This window comes from Streptomyces sp. NPDC091377, from assembly GCF_044757045.1.
Lineage (GTDB): Bacteria > Actinomycetota > Actinomycetes > Streptomycetales > Streptomycetaceae > Streptomyces.
In genome coordinates, this window is sequence record NZ_JBIVUE010000019.1 from 79,407 (window position 1) to 104,742 (window position 25,336).

The window sequence follows — 25,336 nt, forward strand, 5'->3', positions numbered from 1 at the left end:
GTGGCTGAACGTCGGCTGGATCAGGAGCCGTAGACGAACGGCATGACCAGGCCGATGAGGGCGAGGGCCTCACAGAAGGCGAAGCCGAGGATCTGGTTGGCGCGGATCAGACCGGCGGCCTCGGGCTGGCGGGCCAGGGCCTGGGTGCCGTTACCGAAGATGATGCCGACGCCGACGCCGGGGCCGATGGCCGCGAGGCCGTAGCCGATGGAGCCGAGAGCCTTGAGGTCACCAGTGACAGCGGCGAGAGTCGAGGACATGCCAGTTCTTCCTTTTCTGTTCGGACCGATGGGGTTGGGCCACCGGACGAGTGCGGAGCTAGGGGGAGGGCTCAGTGGTGCTCGGCGAGCGCGCCCTGGATGAAGCTGCACGCCAGGAGCACGAACACGTAGGCCTGAAGGGCCTGGACGAACAGCTCGAAGGTGAGCATGACCAGGACCATGATGAAGGAGACACCCGCGTAGGCGATGCCGATGCCGTTGAGCAGGTACCAGGACGCGATGGTGAAGAGCACCAGCAGGGTGTGGCCCGCGAACATGTTCGCGAAGAGCCGGACGGCGTGGGTGAAGGGCCGGACGAGCAGGTTCGAGAACAGCTCGATCAGCATGGCCAGCGGGAGGACCGGGCCGAGGGACTTGTCGTAGCCGGTGAAGTTCTTGAAGGCACCGACGAACCCGTGGCGCTTGAACGTGAGCGACACCCAGACGATATAGACGATCAGCGCCAGGACGATCGGGTAGGCGATGATCGAGGTCACCGGGAACTGGGCCAGGGGCACGATCGCCCACAGGTTCATGATCCAGATGAAGAAGAACAGCGACACCATCAGGGGGACGTACTTCTCGCCCTCCTTCTTTCCGATGGTCTCGTAGACGATGCCCCGGCGTACGAAGTCGTAGCCCGCCTCGGCGACCATCTGGAGCTTGCCGGGAACGACCTTCGGCTTGGCGAAGGCGGCCCAGAAGAACCCGATGATGATGATCGACCCGAGAAGCGCGAGCAGCATCGGCTTGTTGAAGTACAGGTTGCTGTCCGCGTCGCCCCAGATGGGCTTGAACAGGAACGAGTGCAGGCCGGGAGCCGGGAATCCACAACCGTCGAAGATGTGGCAGTCGGTCTCGAAGGCGAGCACCTGCGTCGGGTCAGCACTCACCGCGGGCTCCTTCAGCGTGGCGCATAGGTACGGCAACCTCGTTGTGTCGGCGCGGCGCGGAGCCGCGGTTCGGCACGGGACTGGTGTTACGGATGTGGGGGCGGCTGTGGGGCATCTCGCCTCGCGTTGGAACAGGCGTCAGCTCGGATACCCGCGCCCGCGATGCCGCAGTTGGCACCGGACGATAGCAGCTTGTCGAACGCGTCCTTATACCGGCCCTACCCCTCACGACGAGTGCCCCGACCTCTCGGCCTTTTCGGCGGGCGAGGAGGCGGTGGAGTCGGGCTCGACATAGAGGATCTTGGACTTCATGTGCGCCCGCGTCTGCGCGGCGATCCAGACGAGAGTGCCGGCGAGCAGGGTGAAGGCGAAGGCGCGCGGGTTGAAGAGCGTGGTCTCTTTGAACGCGGCCATGAAGACGAAGAGCAGCAGGATCTGCGCCGCGTACAGCATCAGTCCCATGGCCTGGAACAGGTGCGGGAGCGTCTTGGCGGTGCGCTGGAGGACGTACAGCCCCAGGCCCATGAACAGGATCACGATGAGCGTTCCGACACCGGCCCCGATGGCGCCTTTACCGCCGGCGACGACTGCGCTGACGACGGCGGCGACGGTGCCCACGGCAGCCGTGGGTACAGCGGCCTGGATCAGAACGCGGGCGTCATTGGACGGCATGGCGGCATCTCCGCTTTTCAAACGTGGGGCAGGGGTGTCGTCATGGACGAGCGTAGTCCCGGGCCGAGCGGGAGACTCACACCAATGGACCGTCGCACTACGGTCCTTCGGCCCTATCCCGGGTTCTCGTGAACGGTATCACAAACTATTTGATGAGGTCTTTACCTGCGAGGTGTGCCAGCTGTCACACATGAGAGTGACACTGTGCGTTTGAGCTTCAGCGGCACCCAGTTGTCTGGTATTACGCCGCTTCGTCCGGCCCGCGTTCTCCCATGAGTTGGCAATGCTCTCGTCAGATTCTTACCTTCGGCGTCAGCGCGACGAGCCGGCTTCCCGACGGTCGAGGAGCCGCCCGCGGGGGCCCAGCGCGGTCGCCCCGTTGACCCGGGAGACACCCGCCGCGACCGGCGTACGGTGCGGCTCCCCGGGCTCCAGGGTCTCGTCGGCGTCCCCGGGCTCCCCCGGCGCCTCCGGCGTCTCCGGTGCCTGTGCCGCGGGCTCCGCCCCGTCGTGCGGCGCCTCTTCGGCCGTGCCGAGGCCCGGGCCGATGCCCCGGCGCCGGTAGCGCGGCGGCACGAACGCCTCGGCCCAGCGCGGGGCGCGCGGGGTGAAGCGCGGCAGCAGGAGCAGCACCAGGCCGAGCGCGCTCAGCACCACCACGGCCAGCACGATCCACATGGACGCGGAGTTCACCGAGTAGGTCAGCGCACCGAAGGCGATCAGCGCCGACCAGAAGTACATGATGAGGACGGAGCGGCTGTGGGAGTGGCCGATCTCCAGCAGCCGGTGGTGCAGATGCCCCCGGTCCGCGGCGAACGGCGACTGACCGCGCCAGGTGCGCCGGACGATCGCCAGGATCAGGTCGGCGGCCGGGATCGCGATGATGGTCAGCGGCAGCAACAGCGGGATGTACACCGGGACCGTCTGGTGCACGGTGTTGCGCTCGGAGCCGGAGAACAGGTTCATCACGTCCGGGTCCACCTGCCCGGTCACCGAGATCGCGCCCGCCGCGAGCACCAGGCCGATCAGCATCGAGCCCGAGTCGCCCATGAAGATCCGCGCCGGATGCATGTTGTGCGGCAGGAAGCCCAGGCACATGCCCATCAGGATCGCCGCGAACAGCGAGGCGGGGGCGGCGGCCTCGATGCCGTACGAATACCAGATCCGGTAGGCGTACATGAAGAACGCCGCCGCGGCGATGCACACCATGCCCGCCGCGAGTCCGTCGAGGCCGTCCACGAAGTTGACCGCGTTGATGGTGATCACCACCAGGGCGACGGTCAGCAGCGTGCCCTGCCACTGGGTCAGCGCGACCGTGCCGACGCCGGGGACGGGCAGCCACAGGATCGTCAGACCCTGCATGACCATGACGCCGGCGGCGATCATCTGGCCGCCCAGCTTGATCAGGGCGTCGATCTCGAACTTGTCGTCCAGGACACCGATCAGCCAGATCAGCGCCGCCCCGGAGAGCAGCGCCCGCGGTTCGTTGGACCGCTCGAAGACCTGGTTGAGGTTGGTGAGGTGGTCGGCGACCAGCAGGCCCGCGCACAGCCCGAAGAACATGGCGATACCGCCGAGCCGCGGAGTCGGTTCCCGGTGCACGTCCCGGGCCCGGATCTCCGGCATCGCCCCTGCCACGATCGCGAATTTGCGCACCGGCCCGGTCAGCAGGTACGTCACCGCGGCCGTGATGCAGAGCGTCAGCAGGTATTCACGCACAGGCTTCCCCACAGGTCTCGCTGGCCATCACAGCCCCACACCCTAGCGAGGGACGCATATGAGTGGGGACTTCCGGGTAGCGACGATGGTTGCACGCGAGGCTGTGCAGACTTTGTCGCCTTCTGTTGTGCACGATGGTCACATCCGGCGGTGCGCCTGTGCACGGTGGTAACGGACGACGGGCCCAGAAGGTGTCCGGAGGGTTTCCGCCCGCCCTGATCATGCCCGCCTCCCCCGCGCGGTCACCCCGGGTACGGCGGGAACGCGGCGGTCAGCTCCCGCACCTCCTCGCGGGTGCGGGCGGGGTCGGCCGTACCGCGCAGCACCCCCGCGAGCAGCCCCGCGATCCGTGCCATCTCCTGCTCCCCCATGCCCTGGGTGGTCACCGCCGCGGTGCCCAGGCGCAGCCCTCGCGCGGTGCCGTGCGGCAGGGCGCAGCAGTCCAGCACCATCCCGGCGGCGCCGAGCCGGCCGCGGGCGGTACGGCCGTCGACGCCGAGCGGGGCCGGGTCGGCGGCGACGAGATGGGTGTCGGTGCCGCCCGTGGTGACGGTGAGCCCCTCCGCCTCAAGACCGGCCGCCAGCACGCGCGCGTTGGCGACGACCTGATGGGCGTAGGTGGTGAAGGCCGGGGTCGCGGCCTCACCGAACGCGACGGCCTTGGCGGCGACGGAGTTCATCTGGGCGCCGCCCTGGGTGAAGGGGAACACCGCCCGGTCGACCCGCTCGGCCAGTTCCTCGCCGCACAGGATCATCCCGCCGCGCGGGCCGCGCAGCACCTTGTGGGTGGTGGCGCACACCACATGGGCGTACGGCACCGGACTGGGCGCCGCTCCCCCGGCGACCAGCCCGGCGGGATGCGCGGCGTCGGCGATCAGGTAGGCGCCCGTCTCGTCGGCGATCTCGCGGAAGGCGGCGTAGTCGAGGTGGCGGGGGTAGGAGATGGAGCCGCAGACGATCGCCTTGGGGCGCCGGGCACGGGCCAGGGCACGCACCTGGTCGAGGTCGATCAGCCCGGTGTCGGGGTCGACGCCGTAGCCGGCGAAGTCGAACCAGCGGCCGGAGAAGTTGGCCGGGGAGCCGTGGGTGAGGTGCCCGCCGTGGGCCAGGCCGAGGGCGAGGACGGTGTCGCCGGGGCGCAGCAGGGCGGCGTAGGCGGCGAGGACGGCCGAAGACCCGGAGTGGGCCTGGACGTTGGCGTGGCCGGCGCCGAACAGGGTGCGGGCCCGGGTCACGGCGAGCCGCTCGGCGACGTCCACGATCTCGCAGCCGCCGTGGTGCCGGGCGCCCGGGTAGCCCTCGGCGTACTTGTTGGCGAGCGGGGAGCCGAGGGCGGCGAGCACGGCGGGCGAGGTGAAGTTCTCGGCCGCGTTGAGCTGGAGCGTGGTCGACTGCCGGGCCGGCTCCCCGAGCAGGATCTCCGCCAGCTCGGGGTCCTGCCGCCGCAGGAGGTCGGCCGCTGGGGCGTGGGTGACCGTCATGGTGCGCTCCGGACGTCGGCGGTGACGTACGTCCAATGTAGGCCGGGGGTGCGCGGACGGCTCGGCGGTCGGGCCCGAGGGGGTACTGCGGTCCCGCCGGGGCGCCCTGGAACGCCAGGGCCTGTCGTTTGGATCAGCCTGGCGCGGGGGGTCTGCCCGACCGAACAGCACCGCTTCCTACAGCCGGGCTGCTCCGAACGACAGACCCTAGGTCCGTGCCGCCACCCCGGTCAGGGCGGTCACCACCGGGTCCAGGGCCTGGTGGATCTCGCTGCCGATGGAGCGGAAGAACGGCAGGGGTGCCCCGTACGGGTCGTAGACCTCGTCCGCCTCCGCGGTCGGGGCCAGCAGCCAGCCGCGCAGGGCGGCGGCGGCCCGGACCAGGGCGCGGGCGCGGACCACCACGCCGTCCTCCAGCGGCGGCAGGGTGGCCGGGTCGATCGCCCGCACCAGCCGGGTGAACTCCTTCAGGGTGAAGGTGCGCAGGCCCGCCGAGTGCCCCATGGAGATCACCTGGGCGCGGTGGTCACGGGTGGCGGTGAGCACCAGGTCGGCCATGATGACGTGCTCGTCCAGCAGCTCACGGCCGACGAAGCCGGAGGCGTCCGCGCCGAAGTCGGCGAGCACCGCCTCGGCGTTGGTCTCCATGGGCGCCCCCTCGTGGCCCCAGGTGCCCGCGCTCTCCACGATCAGCGCGCCGCCCAGCACCCCGAGGCGCTGCTTCACGTAATGCCGGGTCAGCCGCTCGGTGATGGGCGAGCGGCACACATTGCCGGTGCTGACGTGGAGGATGCGGAAGCTGTCGCGCGGGAGCCCCACGAAGGTGGTGGTGATCTCGGCCGCGCGCTCCCCGTTGCCTATGCCACGCCCCGCGTCAGGGGCCGTCAATTCGCCACCTCAAGGTCGGGTACGACCTTGCGCAGCTCCTCGGGCGAGAGCGCGCCCTCACGCAGCAGCACCGGCACGGGTCGGGTGACGTCCACGATGGACGACGGGACGATGCCCGGGGTCGGGCCGCCGTCGAGGTAGACGGAGACGGAGTCGCCGAGCATGCCCTGCGCGGCGTCGCAGTCCTCCGGCGCCGGGTGGCCGGTCAGGTTGGCGGAGGAGACGGCCATCGGGCCGACCTCGGTGAGCAGTTCGATGGCGACCGGGTGCAGCGGCATCCGGATCGCGACCGTGCCCCGGGTGTCGCCCAGGTCCCACTGGAGGGACGGCTGGTGCTTGGCGACCAGGGTGAGCGCTCCCGGCCAGAACGCGTCGACCAGCTCCCACGCCTGCTCGGAGAAGTCGGTGACCAGTCCGTGCAGGGTGTTCGGGGAGCCGATGAGGACGGGGGTGGGCATGTTCCGGCCGCGGCCCTTGGCCTCCAGCAGATCGGCGACGGCGTCGCCGGAGAAGGCGTCGGCGCCGATGCCGTACACGGTGTCGGTCGGGAGGACCACCAGTTCGCCACGGCGGACCGCGGACGCGGCCTCACGCAGACCCGTCACGCGGTCGGTCGCGTCATTGGTGTCGTATCGCCGTGCCATGTCTAGCGGGCCTCCTCGTACACGAAGTACACGAACCGGACGTACACAATCGGGAAGTGCTCGAACCGCCGGGCCGGGGTCGGGCGGGCGCTCACGGCAGCGCCTTGCGGGCGGTCGCGAACCGGGGGCGGTTGTTGAGGTCGGGGTGGTCGGCGGCGTCGGCCCAGCCGCGTTCCTCGGTGAAGATCCACGGGACCTGGCCGCCCTGGGTGTCGGCGTGCTCGACCACCACCACCCCGCCGGGCCGCAGCAGCCGGTGCGCGGTGCGCTCGATGCCGCGGATCAGTTCCAGACCGTCCTCGCCGGAGAACAACGCCATGTCGGGGTCGTGGTCACGGGCCTCCGGGGCGACGTACTCCCACTCGGTGAGCGGGATGTACGGCGGGTTGGAGATCACCAGGTCCACCTGGCCGTCCAGGTCGGGGAAGGCGTCCAGGGCGTCGCCCTGGCGCAGGTCGACGCGGGAGCCCTCCATGTTCTTGCGGGTCCACACCAGCGCCTCCTCGGACAGCTCCACGGCGTGCACCCGGGAGCGGGGCACCTCCTGGGCGAGCGCGAGCGCGATGGCGCCGGAGCCGGTGCACAGATCGACGATGCAGGGCTCGACGACGTCCATGGCCCGTACGGCGTCTATGGCCCAGCCGACCACCGACTCGGTCTCCGGTCTGGGCACGAAGACACCGGGCCCGACCTGGAGCTCCAGATAGCGGAAGAAGGCGTGCCCGGTGATGTGCTGGAGCGGCTCACGGGCCTCGCGGCGGGCGACGACCTCCCAGTAGCGGGCGTCGAAGTCGGAGTCCTTCACGGAGTGCAGCTGGCCCCGCTTCACGCCGTGCACGAACGCGGCCAGCTCCTCCGCGTCGGTGCGCGGCGAGGGCACCCCGGCGTCGGCCAGCCGCTGGGTGGCCTGGGCCACCTCCGCGAGCAGCAGGTTCACGCAAGTCCTCCGTGTCGTACTGGGTCGTACGTACGTACTCTGACGCCTTCGACGCCTCTGACGCGTCGCGGGCCTCCTACGCGGCGGCCAGCTTGGCCGCCGAGTCCGCGTCGACGCACGCCTGGATCACCGCGTCGAGATCGCCGTCCAGCACCTGGTCCAGGTTGTACGCCTTGAAGCCGACGCGGTGGTCCGAGAGCCGGTTCTCCGGGAAGTTGTAGGTACGGATCTTCTCGGAGCGGTCGACCGTGCGGACCTGGCTGCGGCGGACGTCGGCGGCCTCCCTCTCCGCCTCCTCCTGCGCCATGGCGAGCAGCCTGGAGCGCAGGATACGCATCGCCTGCTCCTTGTTCTGCAGCTGGCTCTTCTCGTTCTGGCAGGAAGCGACCACTCCGGTGGGCAGGTGGGTGATGCGCACGGCGGAGTCGGTGGTGTTGACGGACTGGCCGCCGGGGCCGGAGGAGCGGTAGACGTCGATCCGCAGATCGTTCGGATTGATCTCCACGTCCACCTCCTCCGCCTCGGGTGTGACCAGCACACCGGCGGCCGAGGTGTGGATCCGGCCCTGGGACTCGGTGGCCGGCACCCGCTGCACCCGGTGCACCCCGCCCTCGTACTTCAGCCGCGCCCACACGCCCTGGCCGGGCTCGGTCTGCCCCTTGGTCTTCACGGCGACCTGGACGTCCTTGTAGCCGCCCAGCTCGGACTCGGTGGCGTCGATGATCTCGGTCTTCCAGCCGACGCGTTCGGCGTAGCGCAGATACATCCGCAGCAGGTCACCGGCGAACAGGGCGGACTCGTCGCCGCCCGCGCCGGCCTTGACCTCCAGGATGACGTCCTTGTCGTCGCTGGGGTCGCGCGGGATCAGCAGCAGCCGCAGCTTCTCCGTCAGCTCCTCGCGCTGTTTGTCCAGCTCCTTGACCTCGGCGGCGAAGTCGGGATCGTCGGCCGCGAACTCGCGGGCGGTCTCGATGTCGTCGCCGGTCTGCTTCCAGGAGCGGTACGTGGCGACGATCGGGGTGAGCTCGGCGTAGCGCTTGTTCAGCTTGCGCGCGTTGGCCTGGTCGGCGTGGACCGCGGGGTCCGCGAGCTTCTGTTCCAGGTCGGCGTGCTCGCCGACCAGTTCCTCGACGGCCTCGAACATCTCTGGACTCCTGTGCGTGCGACGGTGAAGGGGCGGGCGACCAAAAACGCCGGTCCCGGCACACCCCTCGCGGGGGCGTGGCCGTGGACCGGCGAAAAGGGGCTCGCTACTTCTTGGAGCCGGCGGCCTTGCCGAAGCGGGCCTCGAAGCGGGCCACGCGGCCACCGGTGTCGAGGATCTTCTGCTTGCCCGTGTAGAACGGGTGGCACTCGGAGCAGACCTCGGCCCGGACGGTGCCGGACTCGATGGTGCTGCGGGTGGTGAACGACGCGCCACAGGTGCAGCTGACCTGCGTCTCGACGTACGCGGGGTGAATGTCGCGCTTCAAGGTGTCTCCTAGATTCCGGGAGGGCGCCGGGTCGCCGCCGCGGGATGCGGGGCGTGAACCGGGACCGACGGTCCAGTCTGCCAGGACTGGCGCCATCCCCCAAAACCGGGTGCGGCTCCCGTCTATTCCGGGAGGGGGGTGGATCTGTTTCGGGGTGGGTGGCGGATTCGTTTCGGGGTGGGTGGTGGCTCCGCTTCGGGGCGATGGCGGATCTGTTCCAGGAGGGGCGGCGGGATCCGTTCCGGGGCAGGTGGCGGCTCCGCTTCGGGGCGATGGCGGATCTGTTCCAGGAGGGGCGGCGGGATCCGTTCCGGGGCAGGTGGCGGCTCCGCTTCGGGGGGCGGGTGGCGGCTCCGCTCCGGGGCGACGGCGGCTCCGCTCCGGGGGACGGCGGACCCGTTTCGGGAGGGGCGGCGGCTCTCTTCCGGGGTGGGTGGTGGCTCCGCTTCGGGGCGACGGCGGCTCTACTCCGCAAGGGGCGGCGGCTCATTTCCAGGAGGGGCGGCGGCTCGTTTCCGGGGCGGGTGCATGCTCCGCTCCGGGACGGCGGCGGTCCCCCTCCGGAACGACGCCAGCTCCGCCCTGGTACGACGCCAGCTCCGCCCCGGGACGACGCCAGCTCCCCTCCGGAGGACGCGGTGGCTAGCGCAGGACGCCGTCGGCCTGGCCCGTTGCCGTGTTCTTCGTCGCCGACTTCGGGATGGGCCGGTCGGCCTTCAGGGCCTTCCAGACCTGGTCGGCCTTGGCCTCGTCCAGGAGGACCCGGTTGCCGTCGGCGGGGTCGTACTGGACCGGCATGGTGACCATGGTCATCCGGTCGGCGCTGATGTTCTTCAGGCCGCCCGCCCAGGACACCAGGGAGTTGACCGAGCCGAGGTCGGAGTCGGTGGTCACGGACTTGGTGGCGGTGTCCGCGAGGTCGTACAGGCCCTTGGGGTCGGTGAGCAGTCCGACGTTCTTGACCTGCTCGACCAGGGCCTTGATGAACGCCTGCTGGAGCTGGATCCGGCCGAGGTCGGAGCCGTCGCCGACACCGTGCCGGGTGCGGACCAGCCCGAGGGCCTGCTCACCGGTGAGCCGGTGGGTACCGGCGGGGAGGTTCAGATGGCTGTCCGGATCGTCGATCCTCTCGGTGGTGGTGACCTCGACACCGCCCAGTTCGTCGACGAGCTTCTCGAAGCCGCTGAAGTCGACCTCCAGGTAATGGTCCATCCGGATGCCGGTGAGCGACTCCACCGTCTTGACCGCACAGGCCGCGCCGCCGGTGGAGTACGCCGAATTGAACATCACGCCGTCCGCCGCCGGATGGGTGCCGCCCCCGGCGTCGACGCACTCCGGGCGGTCGATCAGGGTGTCCCGGGGGAGCGAGACGACACTCGCCTCCTTACGGCCTTCGTACACATGAACGATCATCGCGGTGTCCGAGCGGGCGCTGCCGTCGTCGGCGCCGCCACCGAGCTGCCGGTTATCCCCCGAACGGGTGTCCGAGCCGAGGACCAGGATGTTCTGCGAGCCGTTGTCGGCCTTGGTGGGCCGGTCCGAGCCGAGCAGATGGTCGATGTCGATGCTCTTGAGGTTGCCGTTGAGCTTGAAGTAGACGTAGCCCGCCCCGGTGCCGCCCAGCAGGACGATGCCGGCCGCGGTCCAGGTCGCGATGCGCAGCCCCGTGGAGCGCTTGCCGCGGCCCCTGCGGTGACCGGTGCCCCGGCCCTCGGCGCGGCTCGCGCGGCGGCGGCCCTTCGCGGCCCGGTGGCGAGGCGGGCCGGCGCCGGGAGGACCCGGTATGCCGGAGTCGCCCGGCGTGCTCTCGGCTGGCATGTGCTCCTCGGCTCTCGTCCGGTCGGTTACCCCCAGCTGTGACGGACCGGTCGCACCAGGTGCGACCCGTACCATCGTCGCCCCGTTCGGGGGGACGGGGAAACTCGGCGCATGGTGGCACAACGGACTGTGCCCACCGCCGGGGGCGATGGGCACACTGCGTAGCCGTCGGGGGCGGTGGCCGCCCCACTCACCTGCGGGTTCAGCCGAAGAGGCTGTACTGGGCGAAATCCGTGCCGATGGTGAACGGTGTGGCGAACATCTCGCCGCCCACCCTCCAGGTGCCGGGGTAGAGGTACAGCACCCCTTCGGACGTACGGGCCAGCAGATCCGCCCGGCCGTCGCCGTTGGCGTCCCCGACCGCGTCCAGGGTCTCGAAGTCCTCCCAGGTCCGCACCCGTACCCGGTCCGTGAACGCCTCGGCGCCCGCCGCACCGGTGCCGGGGTGGACGTAGACATGCCCGCCGTCCGCGCTGCGGCCGATGAGGTCGGTACGGCCGTCCCCGGTGAAGTCCCCGTGCCCGACGACGCTGGCGTACTGGTTCCAGCCGCCCCCGACCCGCGTCCGGGTGCCGAAGGTGCCGTCGCCGTGGCCCGGGTGGATCCACAGCACCCCGGCGGCGTCGACGGAGAGCAGATCGGGCAGGTAGTCGCCGGTGACATCACCGGGCGTGACGATCTGGGTGCGGGACGACCAGTCGTCGGCGATCTTCTCGGTGGACCACTTGCCGGTGGAGAGCACGAAGTGGGTCCAGAAGACAGCGCCGTCCCGGTCGCGCCGGAAGACCAGGTCCTGGAAGCCGTCACGGTCGAGGTCGGTCTGGAGGACGGTGTTCACACCGCCCCAGTCGCCCCACTCCTCGCGCGCGTCGAAGCTGGTGCCCTTGGACGCCTTGGCGAATCCCATGTCGGTGCCCGACCTGCGCACCCACAGATCGGCCCGGTGGTCCCGGCTGAGGTTGGTGTCGTCGATCCGCGGATAGACCGTGCCGACGTAGCGGGTGAGCCGCACCAGGAGGCTGGAGCCGCGCTGGGCGCAGTCCTCCACGCCCCGGGACACCACGCCGACGATCCGGCCGCCCACGACGACGGGCCCACCCGAGTCCCCGTTGCAGGGCAGCGCGGCGGCGGCCTTGTCCGCGTCGGCCCTGCTCGTGCCGGTCCTGCCCCCGTCGGCCCTCTCCTTGTCGGACGTGCCCCCGTCGGACTCGCCCTGGTCGGTCCCGTCCGTCGTGTCCTCGTCGCCCTGCGGCTCACCGGCGCACACCATGTGCCCCGGGATGAAGTCCATGCCGTACGCGCGGCGGCAGTCGGTGTCGGAACGCATCGGCAGGGTCGCCGACTTGAGGAACGGCGAGGCCCCGTCCTCGGCGGGACCGGTCCGGCCCCATCCGTAGACCTGTGCTCCGGTCCCGGGCGTGTACGAGGTGGTGTCCCCGGACGTCGTCATCCGGATCGGCGTGGCCCGTACGGCGGTGTCCAGGGTGACGACCGCGATGTCGCTGTCCCGGGTCGTCGCGTTGTACGCCGGGTCGTACCACTGCCGCAGCGGCATCGAGACGGTGCCGCCGCGCAGATCGGGGGCGCCGGAGGCGGTGCCGGCGGGCAACTGCGCGGTGCCGGTGACGACGGCGCCGTTGGCGTACCAGTTGTAGCCCTGCACGCAGTGCGCGGCGGTGAGGATCTTCGTGGGCGCCACGACCGCTCCGGCGCAGAAGAAGCCGAGGTCGTCGGCGGTGTCGGCGGTGCCCCGGTCGTCGAAGTACCAGAGCTGGGCCATCCAGGGGGCCGCGGTGGTCCCGGTGGGGGTCCCGGCGATGACCCCCGGCTGCTCCGGGCCGCCCGCGGCCGCGCCGCCGGGGCTCCCGGCGGTGTCGTCCTCGTTCATGGCCCCCGAGACCCGGTCCTTCAGCTCGTCCAAAGTGACGGTGGTGGCCGCGGGTGTCACGGCGGGCGAGGGCAGCGGAGTGGAGGCGTCCGCGGAGGAGGACAGCAGGGCCGCCGTGACCGCCGCGGCCACGGCCGCGGCCCCGACGGGCAGGGCGATCCGTATCCGGCGCGCGGACATACCCACGCAAGTCCCCCCTAGGGAAATGAGAGCGGTGAAGGCGCCGATCGTACAACAGGCGAAGTGGCCGCCCCCGGGGCGGGGACGGCCACTTCAACGCGTCAGGATCGGGTGAGTCGGTCAGTCACCGTTGCCGGGCGTGGGCGTCGTCTTCTGGATCTGCATCAGGAATTCGACGTTCGACTTCGTCTGCTTCATCTTGTCCAGCAGCAGTTCGATCGCCTGCTGCTGGTCCAGCGCGTGCAGCACCCGCCGCAGCTTCCAGACGACCGCGAGTTCCTCGCCGCCGAGCAGGATCTCTTCCTTACGGGTGCCGGACGCGTCCACGTCCACCGCCGGGAAGATCCGCTTGTCCGCGAGCTTGCGGTCGAGCTTCAGCTCCATGTTGCCGGTGCCCTTGAACTCCTCGAAGATCACCTCGTCCATGCGGGACCCGGTGTCCACCAGGGCGGTGGCGAGGATGGTCAGCGAGCCGCCGTCCTCGATGTTCCGCGCCGCACCGAAGAACCGCTTCGGCGGGTACAGCGCGGTCGAGTCGACACCACCGGACAGGATGCGGCCGGAGGCCGGCGCCGCGAGGTTGTAGGCGCGGCCCAGTCGGGTGATGGAGTCCAGCAGCACGACCACGTCGTGGCCCAGTTCCACCAGCCGCTTGGCCCGCTCGATGGCCAGCTCGGCGACGGTGGTGTGGTCCTCGGCCGGGCGGTCGAAGGTCGAGGAGATGACCTCGCCCTTGACCGACCGCTGCATGTCGGTGACCTCTTCCGGACGCTCGTCGACCAGGACGACCATCAGGTGGCACTCGGGGTTGTTGTGCGTGATCGCGTTGGCGACCGCCTGCATGATCATGGTCTTGCCGGTCTTCGGCGGGGCCACGATCAGACCGCGCTGGCCCTTGCCGATGGGCGAGACGAGGTCGATGATGCGGGTGGTCAGCACGCCCGGGTCGGTCTCCAGACGGAGCCGGTCCTGCGGGTAGAGCGGGGTCAGCTTGTTGAACTCCGGTCGGCCGCGGCCGTGTTCGGGCGCCATGCCGTTGACGGAGTCCAGCCGGACCAGCGCGTTGAACTTCTCGCGCCGCTCGCCTTCCTTGGGCTGGCGGACCGCGCCCGTGATGTGGTCGCCCTTGCGCAGGCCGTTCTTGCGGACCTGGGCGAGGGAGACGTACACGTCGTTGGGGCCCGGCAGATAGCCCGACGTACGGATGAAGGCGTAGTTGTCGAGGATGTCCAGGATGCCCGCGACCGGGATCAGGACGTCGTCCTCGGCGATCTGCGGCTCGCTGGTGCCGCCCATCTCCTCACGGCCGCGCCGGCCCCGGCGGTCCCGGTAGCGCCCGCGACGGCCGCGCCGGCCGCCCTCGAAGTCGTCGTCGTCCTGGCGGTTGCCGCCGCCGCCCTGGCCGCCGCCGCCCGTCTGCTGACGCTGCTGCTGGCCGCCCTGGCCCTGCTGGTCGTCGCCCTTGTTGCCCCGGCGGTCGCGGTCACCGCGGTCACCGCGCTCGCGGTCGCCACGGTCGCGGTCGCGATCCCGGTCACGGCCGCGCTCACGGCGGTCCCGGCGGCGGCCTTCGGCGCCGTCACCGGCGTCGCCCTGCGGCTGCCGGTCGGCCGTCTCGCCCTTGGGCTCGGTCTTGGTGTCGGCGCTCTTCGCCTCGGCGGCGACCGTCTCGGGGCTGCCCGCCTCGGCGGTGGCCCGGCGGCGCCGGCGCTCCACCGGGGCCTCTTCGGCCGCGGCGGCTTCCGACGTCGCCTTGGAGGGCTGGCCGGGGATCTCGATCTGCTGCTGGGTCGCGGACTGCTCGGCCGGGGCCTCCGCCTTCGGCTGCGTCTTCTTCGCCGCGGGCTTGTCCCCCTCGGCGGTGTCGCCCGTACGGGTCCTGGAGGTGGTGCGGCGCTTCGGCTTGGTCTCGGCGGTGGCCTCGGCCTTGGGGGCCGCCCCGCCGGACGCCTGCGCCTCCTTGATGACCTCGATCAGCTGGCTCTTGCGCATCCGCGCCGTGCCCCTGATCCCGAGGCCCGAGGCGACCTGCTGAAGCTCGGCCAGCACCATGCCCTCAAGGCCGGTACCGCGGCGCCGCCGGGAGCCGGCACCGGTGGCAGGCGCGGAGGCGTCCGTGGCGGGCGCGGCAGCGGTCTCCTCGACACGTGCGCCCATCAGATCGGTGGTGTCGCTCACGAAGGGTCCTTCCCTGGAGCGGACGTCGGCCTGTCTGGCTCGGCGACCGGTTGTGCTGTCCGGCTTTGGTCCGTTTCAAGTGGACCGTGCCGGGGCGGTGGTCCGCCTAAGCGGCGGAAGAGATTTCTGGTGATGGCGCTACCTCTGGCCGTGGCACCCAGTGTCACGTGGCGTGGTCGCACCGGTTCCGGAGCGTGCCCGCCGGCCCGCGCGGTGTCGGCGTACGGCGTACGGCTCGCGCACGAAATACGAGACACAGTGTGGCTTGGGGGGCTCCCGGAGGAATGTCTGTCCCGGACGGGGACACGAGGCACCTCGCCAATATCGGGTCGGGTGCAGACTTGAGGTTAACACTACCGGATCCAACAAACATTCCCCCTCTCCACATCCGGCAATCGCCCGCTCGCCGTCGGCATCCGGTCGGGCCCGGGTCGGGCTCTAATCGGTGCCTCCGGCGTCTGCGGGACCCGCGGCACCGGGCTGACCGGCGGGTTCTCCGGACCCGAACGGGCCGGAGAGTCGAGCGGAGCCGGCGCCTCCCGCAACTCCGGCGGCTCCGGTGGGTCCTGAGGGTCCCGCGGACTCGCTGCCCTGGGCGGCGTTCGTGGCGAGCGGCAGCACCCCGGCCCCGGTCAGATCCAGACGCAGCCGGTTCGCGGCCCAGTCGGCGCCCGCGAGCGCCTCGACCTTGTCGGCGCTCGCCGCGTCGGCCAGCGCCATCACGGTGGGTCCGGCGCCGGAGATGACCGCGGGGACACCGTCGGCGCGCAGCCGCTCCACCAGTGCCGCGCTGTCGGGCATCGCGGGGGCGCGGTACTCCTGGTGGAGCCGGTCCTCGGTGGCGGGCAGCAGCAGTTCGGGGCGCCGGGTCAGGGCCTCGACCAGCAGCGCGGCGCGGCCCGCGTTGGCGGCGGCGTCGACGTGCGGCACGGTGCGCGGGAGCAGTCCGCGCGCGGTCTCGGTGAGGACCGGCCGACCGGGTACGAAAACCACCGGAACGATGGAATCGGCCGGTTCCATCCTGATCGCGCGGGCGGCGCCGCCCTCCATCCAGGAGAGCGTGAAGCCGCCGAAGAGACAGGCGGCGACGTTGTCGGGGTGGCCCTCGATCTCGGTGGCCAGTTCCAGCAGGGCCGTGTCGTCCAGACGGGCCTCGCCGCCTATGGTCACGGCGCGGGCGGCGACGATGCCCGCGCAGATGGCGGCGGAGGAAGAGCCGAGGCCCCGGCCGTGCGGGATGCGGTTGGCGCAGACGATCTCCAGGCCGCGCGGCTGCCCGCCCAGAAGGTCGAAGGCGGTGCGCAGGGAGCGTACGAGGAGGTGGTTCTCGTCGCGCGGGAGGCTCTCGCTGCCCTCGCCCGCGATGTCGATGTGCAGCCCTGAGTCGGCCACCCGGACGACGACGTCGTCGTAGAGCCCCAGCGCGAGGCCGAAGGCGTCGAAGCCCGGGCCGATGTTGGCGCTGGTGGCGGGGACGCGCACCCTTACGGCGGCGGCGCGGAAGGCGGGACCGGCCATCGCTGGATGACTCTCCTTGGGCTGCGTGAGGACTGGGCTGCGTGAGGACTGGACTGCGTGAGGGACGAACGAGACTGAGGCGGTACGGGGGGGCGGGCGAGGCGGTGGGACGGTCGAGGACGCTCGATGGCGACGTACGGATGGCTTCGATGACGTACGGATGACGTACGACGGACCGTTCGGCCGCCGTTGGCCACAACCGGCCGACTGTCGGGCCGCGGAGACGACGCGGCACCGCGGCATATGCGGCGGGCGGGTTCGGTACAGCCTATCGAAGGAAGGTTCTCGGGCGACATAGGGCGCACAGGAGGCGCACGATGCGTGTCGTAAGCCCCTTGTGCACCCCCTACGGGGATGCCCCTACCTGGAGCGGGCTATCCCGGTGACCGGACGGGGCCCGGGGCGCGGCCCGGCGGGCCCGCGGGAAAGGTTGGCCGAAAGTAGCCGCCCTCCCCGTGGGCCCGGGGCCGGGCCGCGGACTACACCAGGCCGAGCCGTTCCGCCGCCGTCGCCGCGTCCACCGGCACGGTGACCGGCTTCGGGGCGCCGGCCACGGCCCAGTCGGGGTCCTTGAGGCCGTTGCCGGTGACCGTGCAGACGATCCGCTGGCCGGGGTCGACCTCGCCCCGCTCGGCGGCCTTCAGCAGACCGGCGACGGAGGCGGCGGAGGCGGGCTCCACGAAGACGCCCTCCTGTGCGGCCAACAGCCGGTAGGCGCGCAGGATCTCACGGTCCGTCACCTCGTCGATGAAGCCGCCGGACTCGTCGCGGGCGGCGAGGGCGAGGTTCCAGGACGCCGGATTGCCGATCCGGATGGCGGTGGCGATGGTCGAGGGGTCCTTGACGACCTCGCCGCGCACGATGGGCGCGCTGCCGGACGCCTGGAAACCCCACATGCGGGGCGTACGGGAGGCCGGGCCGTCGGCGGCGTACTCCCCGTAGCCCTTCCAGTAGGCGGTGATGTTGCCCGCGTTGCCGACCGGCAGGACGTGGATGTCGGGCGCGTCGCCGAGCATGTCCACGATCTCGAAGGCGGCGGTCTTCTGCCCCTCGATCCGTACCGGGTTGACCGAGTTGACCAGGGCGACCGGGTAGTTGTCGCTGAGCGCGCGGGCGAGTGTGAGGCAGTCGTCGAAGTTGCCGTCGACCTGGAGGATCTTCGCGCCGTGGACGAGGGCCTGGCCCATCTTGCCGAGCGCGATCTTGCCCTGCGGGACGAGGACGGCGGAGACCATGCCGGCCCGTACGGCATACGCCGCGGCGGAGGCGGAGGTGTTGCCGGTGGACGCGCAGATGACGGCCTTGGCCCCCTCCTCCTTCGCCCTGGAGATGGCCATGGTCATCCCGCGGTCCTTGAAGGATCCGGTCGGGTTCGCGCCCTCCACCTTGAGGTGGACCTCGCAGCCCGTGCGCTCGGAGAGCACCTGCGCGGGCACGAGAGGCGTGCCGCCCTCGCGGAGCGTCACGACCGGCGTGGTGTCGGAGACGGGCAGCCGGTCCCGGTACTCCTCGATGATTCCGCGCCACTGGTGGGTCATTGCTGGTTACTCTCCTTCAACCCGCATGATGCTGGCGACACCCCGCACGGTGTCGAGCTGGCGCAACGCCTCGACGGTCCCGGTGAGGGAGGCGTCGGACGCGCGATGGGTGACGACGACGAGAGAAGCCTCGCCGTCCTTGCCCTGCTGCCGAACGGTGTCGATCGACACCCCGTGCTCGGCGAAGACCGTGGCCACCTGGGCGAGGACACCCGGTTTGTCGGCCACGTCGAGGCTGATGTGATAGCGCGTGACGACCTCGCCCATGGGCGAGACGGGCAGCGCGGCGTACGCCGACTCGCCGGGCCCGGTGGCCCCGGTGAGGCGGTTGCGGCAGACGGCGACCAGGTCGCCGAGGACGGCCGAGGCGGTGGGGGCGCCCCCGGCGCCGGGGCCGTAGAACATCAGCTGACCGGAGGCGTCCGACTCCACGAACACCGCGTTGTACGCGCCGCGCACGGAAGCGAGGGGGTGGGTCAGCGGAATCATGGCGGGGTGCACGCGCGCGGTGACCGAGCCCCCGTCGGCGGCCCGCTCGCAGATGGCGAGGAGCTTGATGGTGCAGCCCATCCGCCGGGCGGAGGCGAAGTCGGCCGCGGTGACCTCGGTCATGCCCTCGCGGTAGACGTCGTCGAGGCGCACGCGCGTGTGGAAGGCGATCCCGGCGAGGATGGCGGCCTTGGCGGCGGCGTCGAAGCCCTCGACGTCGGCGGTGGGGTCGGCCTCGGCGTACCCGAGCGCGGTGGCCTCGTCCAGGGCCTCCTGGTAGCCGGCGCCGGTGGAGTCCATCTTGTCGAGGATGAAGTTGGTGGTGCCGTTGACGATGCCGAGCACCCGGTTGACCTTGTCCCCGGCGAGGGACTCGCGCAGCGGCCGGATCAGCGGGATGGCACCGGCGACGGCGGCCTCGTAGTAGAGGTCCTTGCCGTGCTCCTCGGCGGCGGCGTGCAGCGCGGCACCGTCCTGGGCGAGCAGCGCCTTGTTGGCGGAGACGACGGAGGCGCCGTGCTCGAAGGCGGTGGTGATGAGGGCCCGGGCGGGCTCGATGCCGCCGATCACCTCGACCACGACGTCGATGTCGCCGCGTTTGACGAGGGCGGTGGCGTCGGTGGTGACGAGGGCCGGGTCGATGCCGTCACGGACCTTGCCGGGCCGCCGTACGGCCACCCCGGCCAGTTCCACCGGGGCGCCGATCCGCTGGGCGAGGTCGTCGGCGTGCGTCGTCATGATGCGCGCCACCTCTGAGCCGACCACTCCACAGCCCAGCAGCGCCACTTTCAGCGGACGCGTACGCATCATCCGACCTCGTCTCCTCTTACCTGTCCGGTTGCCGTCCGGTCGCCTGTTTCCGGTCGCCGTCCGGATACGTGTCCCGGTTGCCGCCCGGATACGTGTCCCGGTTGCTGCCGCCCGGATCCTGTCACTGTCCCGGTTGCCGTCCGGATCCTGTCCCGGTCGCCGTCCGGATACCTGTTCCGTTTGCCGTCCGGCACCGACCAGTGTGCGGCCTGTCCGGAGCGGGCGTCACCGGATCCTGTACCGCGACAGGATCCGGGGCCTCACCAGTCTCGCCCACCGAACGGGACTTTCTGCCCATGGTCCGGATCGTGAGACATCAATTTCATTTTCGCAGGAGGGAAAAACAAGAGATCTTCCACCCCGCCTTCAGCGCCGGCCGACTCATCCGACATCCAGCCGCAGCAGATCCTCCTCGGTCTCGCGCCGCACGATCAGCCGCGCCTCGCCGTCGCGCACCGCGACGACGGGGGGACGGGGCACATGGTTGTAGTTGCTGGCCATCGAACGGCAGTAGGCGCCGGTGGCGGGTACGGCGATCAGGTCACCCGGTGCCAGGTCGGCGGGCAGGAAGGCGTCCTTGACCACGATGTCCCCGCTCTCGCAGTGCTTGCCGACCACCCGGGCGAGCACCGGCTCGGCGTCGGAGGCCCGGGAGACCAGGGCGACGCTGTACTCGGCGTCGTAGAGCGCGGTGCGGATGTTGTCGGACATGCCGCCGTCGACGGAGACGTAGGTCCGCAGCCCGTCGAGCGGCTTGACGGTGCCCACCTCGTAGAGGGTGAAGGCGGTCGGCCCGACGACGGCGCGGCCCGGCTCGACGGAGATCCGGGGCGTGCGCAGCCGGGCGCGGTCGCACTCGCGGGAGACGATCTCGGTGAGCGCCTTGGCGATCTCGTGCGGCTCGCGGGGGTCGTCGCCACTGGTGTAGGCGATGCCGAGGCCGCCGCCGAGGTCGATCTCGGGCAGTTCGACGCCGTGCTCGTCGCGGATCTCCTTGAGGAGCCCGACCACCCGGTGGGCGGCGACCTCGAAGCCGGACATGTCGAAGATCTGCGACCCGATGTGCGAGTGGATCCCGATCAGGTCCAGACCGTCGAGCCGCAGCGCCCGCCGCACGGCCTCGGCGGCCTGGCCGCCGGCGAGGGGGATGCCGAACTTCTGGTCCTCGTGGGCGGTGGCGATGAACTCGTGCGTGTGCGCCTCGACACCGACGGTGATCCGGATCTGCACCCGCTGCCGGACGCCGAGTTCCTGGGCGATGTGGGCGACCCGCACGATCTCCTGGAAGGAGTCGAGCACGATCCGTCCGATCCCGGCCCCGATGGCGCGGCGGATCTCCTGGACCGACTTGTTGTTGCCGTGGAAGGCGATCCGCTCGGCGGGCATCCCGGCGGAGAGCGCGGTGCTCAGCTCGCCCCCGGAGCACACGTCGAGATGGAGCCCCTCCTCCTGGAGCCAGCGCACCACGGCGCGGGAGAGGAACGCCTTGCCGGCGTAGAAGACGTCGGCGTCGGCCCCGAAGGCGTCGCGCCAGGCGCGGGCGCGGGCGCGGAAGTCGGCCTCGTCCATGACGTAGGCCGGGGTACCGAACTCCTCGGCGATCCGGGTGACGGGCATCCCGCCGACGGAGACGACACCGTCGTCCGCGCGGGTCACGGTCTGCGCCCACACCTTGCCGTCGAGGACGTTGAGATCGGCGGGCGGCCCGGTGTAGTGCCCTTCGGGGAGGACATCGGCGTGACGGGGCCCGGCGGGGTGTGCGGAACGGCTCATTGCTCTACGTGGTCTCTCTGCGGCGGTCGAATGGTGTCGGTGGGTCTTGCTGCCTCTGCGCCGCCGGGGCGGACAGGGCCACGGCACTGCCTGTAGGTCACGGTGTGTCCCGCCTGGGCTCAGAGGTGGTCGGGTGCGTCGATGCCGAGCAGGGACAGGCCGCCGGCCAGCACAGCCCCGGCGGCCTCGACGAGGGCGAGCCGGGCGCGGTGGGCGGCCGAGGGTTTCTCCGCACCGCGCGGCAGCACGGTGGGCAGCACCGGCGTCAGCGCGTCCGCGACGGCCACGAGGTGCCGGGCGAGCCGGGAGGGGTCGTGGTGCCGGGCGGCCGTGGCGAGGACACGGGGGTGGGCGGCGAGGTGCCCGACGAGGTCGGTGAGGTCGGTGTCGCCGTTGGCGTCGATCCGGGGGTGGATGTCACCGGGCTCGGCGTGAAAGCCGAGGTCGGCGGCGTTGCGGCTGAGGGCACGGGTGCGGGCATGGGCGTAGCGGACCCGGAAGAGGGGATTGCTCTCACGCTGGACGAGATGCTCGCCCCCGAGGCGGGGCCGGTCGTGCGGCGCCGGATGGAGCAGCGCCCAGCGGGCGGCGTCCTGGCCGAGGGAGGAGGGATCGTGGGGGGCGGGGACGGGCTGAAGCCGAACGGGCCCGGGCTGCGGACCGGTCCCCCTTCCGGACGCCCCGCTGCTGACGGAGCCATCGGTGCCGACGGAGCCCTCGCTGCCGACCGTGACAAGAACCCCTTGGGAGCGAAGGATCCGAGCGAGGCAGTCCATGACCACGAGGGCGCGAACTTCGCGGGCGGCATGGAGGCGAAGGGAGGGGCGCGGCCCGGTGAGCCGATCGACATACCCGTACCGGCTCCCCTGCCGCAGTACGTCGGAGACGAGCGCGGCGGAGGCGGAGGCGGAGACCTGGGGGACGAGCCGGAGATTGATGAAGCCGGGCCCGGTGACGACGACGTCCTGCACCCCGTCGGCACGCAGCAGGTGACCCGAGAGGATCTCGGCGACCCGGAGAGGCGGCTGTCCGGCGGGCCGGGCGAGCTGGAGGGCGATGGTGGTGGCGTAGTCCCCGCAGCCACCGGGACCGGGTGCGGTGACCACGGCACGCTCAGGGACGCTCACCTTCAGCTGCCCCTGGTCCACAGCGCTACGCACCGCGCGCAGCACGGTACGGGACAGCTCGACGGGGGTCACGGAACAAGCGTAGGGGAGGAGGGGGGTGGGAAGGCGAGCCGATATGCCCGATGGTCCGCGATATGGACGGCGCGGGCGGGCGTACGGGGTGGGCGTACGGGGTGGGCGGGGTACGGCGCGGGCGGCGGTACGGCCCGACTCAGCCGCTCCCCCGCCCGGTGGCGTCCCCGCCACCCCCGAGCATCTCCCGCACGAGCCCCCGCCCCTCACGGCGACTGCGCCGCAGCTCGATCATCTGCCGGACGAGCTGGACGAGTTCAGCGGGTTCGAAGGGCTTGGCGAGAAACCCGTCGACTCCCACATCGAGCCCACTGTCGATCTCCTGCTGGGTGCAGGCGCTGACGATGGCGAGGGGGAGATCACGGGTACGAGGGTCGGCGCGGAGCCGGGAGGCGGTACGCAGCCCGTCGAGCCGGGGCATGACGACATCAAGGGTGATGGCGTCGGGCTGCACCTGATGCACCACATCCAGACACTCGACACCATCGGCGGCGGTCACGACCTCGAAACCCTCCAGTTCGAGATTGACCCTGATCAGCTGCCGGATGACCTTGTTGTCGTCCACAACAAGCACCCGGCCCGAGGCGCCTGGCACACGTCGAGAGTAGGTCGGCACCGGCCACCGCGTCCGGGTTTTGCCCACTTCCAACCCTTCGGGGCGACGACCCCCTCCCCCACCCCGCAAAACCCGTTCATGACCACCCCGAACGAGCTGGTAGTGTTCTACCCGTCGCCGCGAGCAACACCCACCGCGCCCGACACGCCCCCGTAGCTCAGGGGATAGAGCAACGGCCTCCGGAGCCGTGTGCGCAGGTTCGAATCCTGCCGGGGGCACTCCGGATCAAGGCGCTGACCAGCAGAAATGCAGGTCGGCGCCTTTCTTGTGCCTCAGAGGACACACTGCGCCTTGGTGAGCCGCGCGTATACGGCGCCGGTACGCGGAGCATGGAGAAGTCCGAGACTCACAGCTCTGGAAGTCCGAGGCTCACAGCTCTGACAGGAGGTCCATGCGGGCCCTCGCAGGGCGCACAGACCTCCTGTCATGCGACGGGTTTCTGTCCGCCGTCAGTGAACTCACCCAGGCGGTTCCGTCCCTGCCGCATTCGACGGGGTCGGTACGATGCCAGGCATCGGGGCCATCACCCAGTTCCCCTCTTCCCAGGCGACCGTCTCGGTCACACGGACAGGCCGGCCCTCGGCGCGCGCGGTGCCGGTCAGGTCGACCGTCCACACCCCCTCGAACTCCGAGGCACGACTCCATCGGACGTCCCAGTCCTGTCCCCCGTACGCCACGATCCGCGCCCGGGCGTCCTCGTCGCCCTCGGGGTGCGCATCGAGAAGCCGCGCCAGGCCGCTCTCGTCCGACTCGTTGAGGAACTCCACGTACTCGCGCAGGAAACGGTCCTGCTCCGCCAGGTCAGGAGACTTCGCCTCGCTGCCTCCCCCACCGCACGCGCTGATCAGGACGGTGCAGAAGACGGCCGACAGCAGACCAGTGCGCCCCGGCCATGAGCGGCGGGTACGCCTCTCAGGTCCGGAAGGCGTAGTACTTCGCATTCGGGTACTGCGCCACAATGCTCCTCACCGACTTCCGGTAGGTGTTCGTCGAGTGGTAAGTGAGGTAAGGAACTCCGCCACTCTTGTATGTGGTGATCATGGAGTGGTCCTTGGACCGATTTCCGGTGAAGTCCATCTGGAGGATGTCCCCGATGCCAAGCTTGTAGACGTTGTCCAGGTTGTAGGCGCGATCGCTGTACAGAGCGAAGGACGCCCAGTAATTGACGTTGACCCAGGATGTGGTCTGGTTCGAGGAGTTGTACCACCAGTTCTTGTAGCTCCTGTACCAACCGGTGTCGTTCTTCCAGCCACCCGCGCGCAGGGCCTGGCTGATGAAATTGGTGCAGTCCCCACCGACGTCACTGAATTTTCGGTAACTGGGGTTGTAGTTCTTCCAGTACTTCTCGGCGTACTTCGCCATCTCGCCATAGTCGTAGCCCGCCTGGGGCGTGGCCTTGGTCGCCGCCGGGATGCCGGGCTGGTTCGAGCCGGCCGGCGTTTCCTCGGGGGCGGGTCCGTCGACCTCGGGCGCGCCGCCCTCGTCGACCGGCTCTTCCGACGTGGTGGTGGGCGGCAAGCCACCGTCCGCGGCGGTGTCCACCGCGGAGTTCACCGCGGCCGGTCCCCCTTCGTCGAGGGCAGTGATGCCGGTCAGCTCCCACGTACCGTTCGGCGCGGCGACAAAGGTCAGCTCGTGCCGCGCCTGGAAGCCCGTGGTCGGCGGCTCGTCACCGGTGATCTGCTTGTACGTGAGCATCGTCGTCTCGGTGATGTGCGCGGTGGCGCGATCTCCGGTCACCGAGACCTCGTCGACCTCGACCTCCGTGTCCGCGGCCGTGTAAGCCTCACCGAGGGCGGCGAGCCTCGCCTTGCGGTCGCCCAGAATGTCCGCCGCGCCGCTCTCTGCGCCGGCCAGGGCGCTGGTGACGTGCACGTCGCCCTTCAGCGGCAGCGCCTGTGCGGCCCGGAGGGTTGCCTGGGTGCCCTCGACAAGAGCGGATGTCCGTCTGGTCAGAACGGTGTCCGCGAGGGCGGCGAAGTCCGCGGAGGTCCGGGCGTCCACGGTGCGGGCCGCCGTACCTTCACCGCGAGTGTCCGTGCTGTTGCCTTTGGGCTGGGCCACCGCGGTGGCCGGCACCATGGCCAGCGCCATCGCGCCCAGCGCTAACCACGCAGCGCGTCTGTGTCTCCCGTTTCTCAAGATTTCCCCCAACAGAGGCCTCCTGTAGGCCAGTTAAGGGAATGCTCCCACCCTTCGGTTCCGTCGGGCCAGGATTTTCCCCGCACCCGCCTCGGTCGGGCAGGCCAAGCAGCGGCCCGGTGTCGCCTTCGGTGCCATGGGCCGTGGACCCGAGGCTCCCGCAAGGAGCATCACCCCAGTGACGGGCTCCCCGCCGGCCGCACGACAACCTGTGGCCGAAC

General features: G+C 70.8%; 21 protein-coding genes and 1 tRNA gene. 1 reads left to right on the plus strand and 21 read right to left on the minus strand.

All coding sequences use genetic code 11. The features are described 5' to 3' along the window. Nucleotides 1-20 precede the first annotated feature (20 nt). The 19 genes from ACIQNG_RS31730 to ACIQNG_RS31820 form a co-directional block, all read right to left on the minus strand. A complete protein-coding gene (locus tag ACIQNG_RS31730; RefSeq protein ID WP_055538220.1) occupies nt 21-260 on the minus strand; it encodes an ATP synthase subunit C in 240 nt (79 codons plus the stop codon). A 71-nt stretch (nt 261-331) separates the two neighbouring features. Next, nucleotides 332-1,168, minus strand: coding sequence for a F0F1 ATP synthase subunit A (atpB, locus tag ACIQNG_RS31735; protein ID WP_401439042.1), 837 nt, complete (start codon nt 1,166-1,168; stop codon nt 332-334). Between the two features lie 210 nt (nt 1,169-1,378). Then, entirely contained in the window at nt 1,379-1,825 is a 447-nt protein-coding gene (locus tag ACIQNG_RS31740) for a hypothetical protein (protein ID WP_401489757.1), read from the minus strand. 312 nt (nt 1,826-2,137) lie between these two features. Continuing rightward, nucleotides 2,138-3,544, minus strand: coding sequence for an MraY family glycosyltransferase (locus ACIQNG_RS31745; protein ID WP_401489759.1), 1,407 nt, complete (start codon nt 3,542-3,544; stop codon nt 2,138-2,140). Between the two features lie 242 nt (nt 3,545-3,786). Then, nucleotides 3,787-5,025: a serine hydroxymethyltransferase gene (gene glyA / locus ACIQNG_RS31750; protein ID WP_401489762.1), complete on the minus strand. Its 1,239-nt coding sequence runs from the start codon at nt 5,023-5,025 to the stop codon at nt 3,787-3,789. Between the two features lie 207 nt (nt 5,026-5,232). Next, on the minus strand, nt 5,233-5,913 hold the full coding sequence (locus ACIQNG_RS31755) for a protein-tyrosine-phosphatase (protein WP_401489764.1): 681 nt from the start codon (nt 5,911-5,913) through the stop codon (nt 5,233-5,235). Then, complete coding sequence (locus ACIQNG_RS31760; protein WP_401438917.1) at nt 5,910-6,557, minus strand: L-threonylcarbamoyladenylate synthase; 648 nt, start codon at nt 6,555-6,557, stop codon at nt 5,910-5,912. The genes ACIQNG_RS31755 and ACIQNG_RS31760 overlap by 4 nt, the downstream gene beginning before the upstream one ends. 91 nt (nt 6,558-6,648) lie before the next feature. Then, nucleotides 6,649-7,494, minus strand: coding sequence for a peptide chain release factor N(5)-glutamine methyltransferase (gene prmC / locus ACIQNG_RS31765; RefSeq protein ID WP_401438920.1), 846 nt, complete (start codon nt 7,492-7,494; stop codon nt 6,649-6,651). 76 nt (nt 7,495-7,570) lie between these two features. After that, the gene (prfA, locus tag ACIQNG_RS31770) at nt 7,571-8,638 is read right to left on the minus strand and encodes a peptide chain release factor 1 (RefSeq protein ID WP_401438923.1); all 1,068 of its coding nucleotides are present in this window, start codon (nt 8,636-8,638) and stop codon (nt 7,571-7,573) included. 106 nt (nt 8,639-8,744) lie between these two features. Then, nucleotides 8,745-8,966, minus strand: a complete 222-nt coding sequence (rpmE, locus tag ACIQNG_RS31775) for a 50S ribosomal protein L31 (protein WP_007499053.1) — start codon at nt 8,964-8,966, stop codon at nt 8,745-8,747. Nucleotides 8,967-9,608: 642 nt separating this feature from the next. After that, entirely contained in the window at nt 9,609-10,784 is a 1,176-nt protein-coding gene (locus ACIQNG_RS31780; RefSeq protein ID WP_401438926.1) for an LCP family protein, read from the minus strand. 202 nt (nt 10,785-10,986) lie between these two features. Next, on the minus strand, nt 10,987-12,852 hold the full coding sequence (locus tag ACIQNG_RS31785; RefSeq protein ID WP_401489865.1) for a trypsin-like serine protease: 1,866 nt from the start codon (nt 12,850-12,852) through the stop codon (nt 10,987-10,989). 120 nt (nt 12,853-12,972) lie between these two features. Then, the gene (rho, locus tag ACIQNG_RS31790; RefSeq protein ID WP_401489769.1) at nt 12,973-15,030 is read right to left on the minus strand and encodes a transcription termination factor Rho; all 2,058 of its coding nucleotides are present in this window, start codon (nt 15,028-15,030) and stop codon (nt 12,973-12,975) included. Nucleotides 15,031-15,468: 438 nt separating this feature from the next. Beyond that, nucleotides 15,469-16,548: a homoserine kinase gene (thrB, locus tag ACIQNG_RS31795; protein ID WP_401438932.1), complete on the minus strand. Its 1,080-nt coding sequence runs from the start codon at nt 16,546-16,548 to the stop codon at nt 15,469-15,471. Nucleotides 16,549-17,027: 479 nt separating this feature from the next. Next, the gene (thrC, locus tag ACIQNG_RS31800) at nt 17,028-18,086 is read right to left on the minus strand and encodes a threonine synthase (RefSeq protein WP_401489770.1); all 1,059 of its coding nucleotides are present in this window, start codon (nt 18,084-18,086) and stop codon (nt 17,028-17,030) included. Nucleotides 18,087-18,092: 6 nt separating this feature from the next. Then, complete coding sequence (locus ACIQNG_RS31805; RefSeq protein ID WP_401438938.1) at nt 18,093-19,385, minus strand: homoserine dehydrogenase; 1,293 nt, start codon at nt 19,383-19,385, stop codon at nt 18,093-18,095. A gap of 381 nt (nt 19,386-19,766) precedes the next feature. Further along, on the minus strand, nt 19,767-21,158 hold the full coding sequence (lysA, locus tag ACIQNG_RS31810) for a diaminopimelate decarboxylase (protein ID WP_401489772.1): 1,392 nt from the start codon (nt 21,156-21,158) through the stop codon (nt 19,767-19,769). A gap of 119 nt (nt 21,159-21,277) precedes the next feature. Next, nucleotides 21,278-22,357: an ArgS-related anticodon-binding protein NrtL gene (gene nrtL / locus ACIQNG_RS31815; RefSeq protein WP_401489774.1), complete on the minus strand. Its 1,080-nt coding sequence runs from the start codon at nt 22,355-22,357 to the stop codon at nt 21,278-21,280. A gap of 139 nt (nt 22,358-22,496) precedes the next feature. Next, a complete protein-coding gene (locus ACIQNG_RS31820) occupies nt 22,497-23,000 on the minus strand; it encodes a two-component system response regulator (protein WP_401438946.1) in 504 nt (167 codons plus the stop codon). Between the two features lie 119 nt (nt 23,001-23,119). Between ACIQNG_RS31820 and ACIQNG_RS31825 the strand changes: the two genes are divergently transcribed. Beyond that, a tRNA-Arg gene (locus tag ACIQNG_RS31825) sits at nt 23,120-23,191 on the plus strand. A 240-nt stretch (nt 23,192-23,431) separates the two neighbouring features. On the opposite strand, the gene ACIQNG_RS31830 is transcribed toward ACIQNG_RS31825, so the two are convergent. Together ACIQNG_RS31830 and ACIQNG_RS31835 are read right to left on the minus strand one after the other, a co-directional pair. Beyond that, nucleotides 23,432-23,914, minus strand: a complete 483-nt coding sequence (locus tag ACIQNG_RS31830; RefSeq protein WP_401489776.1) for a hypothetical protein — start codon at nt 23,912-23,914, stop codon at nt 23,432-23,434. Next, nucleotides 23,886-25,067, minus strand: coding sequence for an amidase domain-containing protein (locus tag ACIQNG_RS31835; RefSeq protein WP_401489779.1), 1,182 nt, complete (start codon nt 25,065-25,067; stop codon nt 23,886-23,888). The genes ACIQNG_RS31830 and ACIQNG_RS31835 overlap by 29 nt, the downstream gene beginning before the upstream one ends. Nucleotides 25,068-25,336 lie beyond the last annotated feature (269 nt).